The organism is Pedobacter gandavensis (assembly GCF_032678745.1).
GTDB lineage: Bacteria > Bacteroidota > Bacteroidia > Sphingobacteriales > Sphingobacteriaceae > Pedobacter > Pedobacter gandavensis_C.
Genome location: NZ_JAVTST010000016.1, coordinates 1 through 3,082 on the forward strand (window position 1 = coordinate 1; position 3,082 = coordinate 3,082).

The 3,082-nt window shown below is 40.0% G+C and carries 2 protein-coding genes and 1 pseudogene; all 3 read left to right on the plus strand.

Going from position 1 to position 3,082, the window contains the following annotated elements; translation table 11 throughout:
- Positions 1–287 (plus strand): hypothetical protein (locus R2S10_RS24640; RefSeq protein WP_316843055.1); only part of this gene is annotated, 287 nt, incomplete at its 5' end.
- A 198-nt stretch (positions 288–485) separates the two neighbouring features.
- A complete protein-coding gene (locus R2S10_RS24645; protein ID WP_316843056.1) occupies positions 486–737 on the plus strand; it encodes a hypothetical protein in 252 nt (83 codons plus the stop codon).
- Positions 738–949: 212 nt separating this feature from the next.
- Positions 950–3,082 (plus strand): annotated as a pseudogene (locus R2S10_RS24650) (hypothetical protein); the annotation flags it as partial.

Here is a 3,082-nt window from a genome sequence, read left to right on the forward strand (position 1 = left end):
GTTTTTATTACTTTTTGATGTATAAAAGTATTGATGTTATGGCTAATTGGTTTGGTTATATGGGAGGTGATATTTTTACCCCCGGGAGTTATGTTTTACTTGGTAATGGGGAACCCACGGGATGTACAAGTGGGTGTATAGTGTGTGCGATTTTTTTGAATGACAATAATAGCATACCTACAAGTATCCCAGGGTCAGTTCGTGCTTATTTAGCAAATGCGGTAGCTTTTAAAGTAAATCAACCCGTTGGTTTTCCAACGTATGTACGAATGAAAAACTGTCCTTAATTAGTAGGTTGTATAATAATTGATGATTTGAACTTACTCTGAGTAATTAGTTTATTGACTTTTGTGTCATTTGACCCTGTAGTGGGAATTTCTTTATGCCTAAATTGTATAGGTGATAAAGGGAGTTCCGAAAACCCGGAATAGAGTAGGAGAGATTAAAGTTTTTATTGCTTTTTGATGTATAAAAGCAATCATGTTATGGCTGAAAATTGGTTTGCCTATACAGGCGGTGATGTTTTTTATGCTGGGAATTATCGTTTAATTGATGGAATAGATCCTACTACTATTTGTACGATTGGTTGTGTGATTTGTGCGATCAAATTGGATGATAATAGTGATTTCCCTGCTAGCATTCCTGGTTCAGTTAAGCAGTACCTGTTAAATGCACTTGTTACTAGGGTTCCTCAACCTGATTTTCCTAATAAATTTGTGATTCTGAAACCTTGCTAATTGCATGGAATGAAAGTGGTGATTTAGGTATTTACCGGCAATAAAAATCATGATCATAAGTTCATAATTTTTATTTATATGTCAGTTTTTTATTGAAATATTGTGTTTTTTTATTTTTCTATGTTATGTTTTATCTTTTTAATAAAACATTGTTATTTAATAATTACTTAATTTAGCACTAATTAGTTAGCTTGTGGTTTGTTTCTATTAGGATGAAAATTAGAAGTCTACTGCTGCTGTTTTATTTATTTTTTATACCTCAAAACATACAGGCACAAATATGTGGAACTCCGGGGAAAGACGGAACCAGGATTAATCCATTAAGGGTAATAAACACTTATTTTTCACCTGATGATAACCTTGTTCTTCCTAGTGGTTCCAGGCAGCTCATGCTCAATATGAATTATGTAGGAGGCGCTTACGACGCTCATTATGGAGATGTTCCCATTACCAAAGGGGACCTTTTGATCATCATTCAGATGCAGGATGCATTGATTCATTTTAGTAATGACGCGAACTATGGAGCAAATGATCCTTTTTCCGGGCCAGATGGACTTGGGGGTACAGGTTATGTGGGTTTAGGAAACAGCGGTAAATATGAATATATCGTAGCTACAAATGAGGTACCTTTAAAGGGAGGTCCTTTAACTTTCAAAGGAGCAGGTCCAGCAATGGGAACCGTCAATGAATATACCAGTTCGTCAGTGAGCAGTACTCGTGGGTCCAGAAGTTTTCAGATCATTAGGGTTCCTCAATATTCAAATTTAACATTAGATAGAGATATAAATATTTATTCTTATGTGCCTCATTTCAATGGGAAAGCAGGAGGAGTGTTGGCATTCCATGTAGCTGGAACCCTAAATTTGAACGGATATACGATTGATGTTTCTGGTCGAGGCTTTAGGGGAGGCGGCAATGGCCGTGGTTTTAATAGTGATGATGATTATATAAGAAATGTTTATGCCCAAATTAGCCCAGGGTCCTTTATCTCAAGTATAATGGGTAAGGGGGATGGAGTTGGGGGTTCACCCAGCTTGGGTTTTCCGTTAGGAAGTCGTGGTAAAGGCGCTCCTGGAAATGCCGGTGGTTCAGGATATCTATATCTGGCTGGTGGTGGAGGTGGGGGAAATGGAGGAGCCGGTGGTGCTGGTGGAAATGGCTCGACTTATGGGAATCCGAAGGATACTTTTCCAAACGGAGGCCGTCCAGGTTCTGCTGTATATGGTGTTGGATCTGTTCCTGATCGATTGATGCTTGGTGGCGGCGGTGGAGGTGGTGATGTAAATAATACTGTTAATGCTGGACATCGGTCTGGTGGTGCTATTGTTTTGATCAATGCAAATCGTATTTCTGGTACTGGGAGGATAATTTCGAATGGTAAATATATAGGTCATTTTTTGGGGGAAATGCCAGATTTCGTTCCTGGAGAAGGGGGAGGAGCAGGCGGTACAATTTTCATCAATGAATTTCATGGAGATTTATCGGCCAATGTGAGTATAGAAGCTAAGGGAGGCTATGGCGGCTCTCCCAATCTTAATCAGACTATTAATGCTAGTCCTGGGCCAGGTGGTGGTGGTGGTGGCGGGCAGATTTTCTGCTCGATGTCTCCTTCTAGGATAATAGCAGATGTAAGCAGAGGGAAAGCAGGAAGGCTTAATCCAATCACTGATACGAAATTTGCTGCCGATGGTCAGGATGGGAATGTGAAGCAATTTAACAATAACGATCTTCCTCCATATTTAAGATATAGTAATTGTTTGCCGGAACTAAATACCAGCATTTCTCAAAGTAATTTAACAGCCAGCTATCGTGCCGGGGAAGAAGTGATTTACAGTATTAAGATCTCCAATATGCAATCGGCAAATGTTTCCGGGGTTAAGCTGGAAGTAAAACTGCCTGTGGGTTTTTCTTTTGTTTCGGCAAAAGCAAGCTACACTGGTGATGCGGGTGGACCAGCAGATCTGACTAATTCTGCTGTAAACGCTAACCAGCCAATTATGGGAGATTTCATCCTGTTTTCAGGAGATGAAGTCTTGGTTACTCTTATTGCTAAAATTGATTGTAGTGTACTGGCGGGTACTTATCATGCAAGTGCACAGACTTTATCACCAGATCCTTTACGAACGGCAGTCAATCCAGATCGAATGGTGACGCCTGCGATCAACGCTTTTCCAAATACATTTACCAGTTATGAAACTTCTGGTGCCTCTGTTCCCGGCATAAATTACAATGGTAATTTGCCTGATTGCAATACAGAAGATGTGCTGGTGATTGCCCCTATGATTACGGGAAATCAGATCCAAATGCCACAAATTACGGTGTTTTGTTTAGCTGGGGATCCAGTC

Coding starts and splice junctions, on each gene's coding strand:
- R2S10_RS24645 (WP_316843056.1), top strand. CDS start 486: ATGGCTGAAAATTGGTTTGCCTATACAGGCGGTGATGTTTTTTATGCT.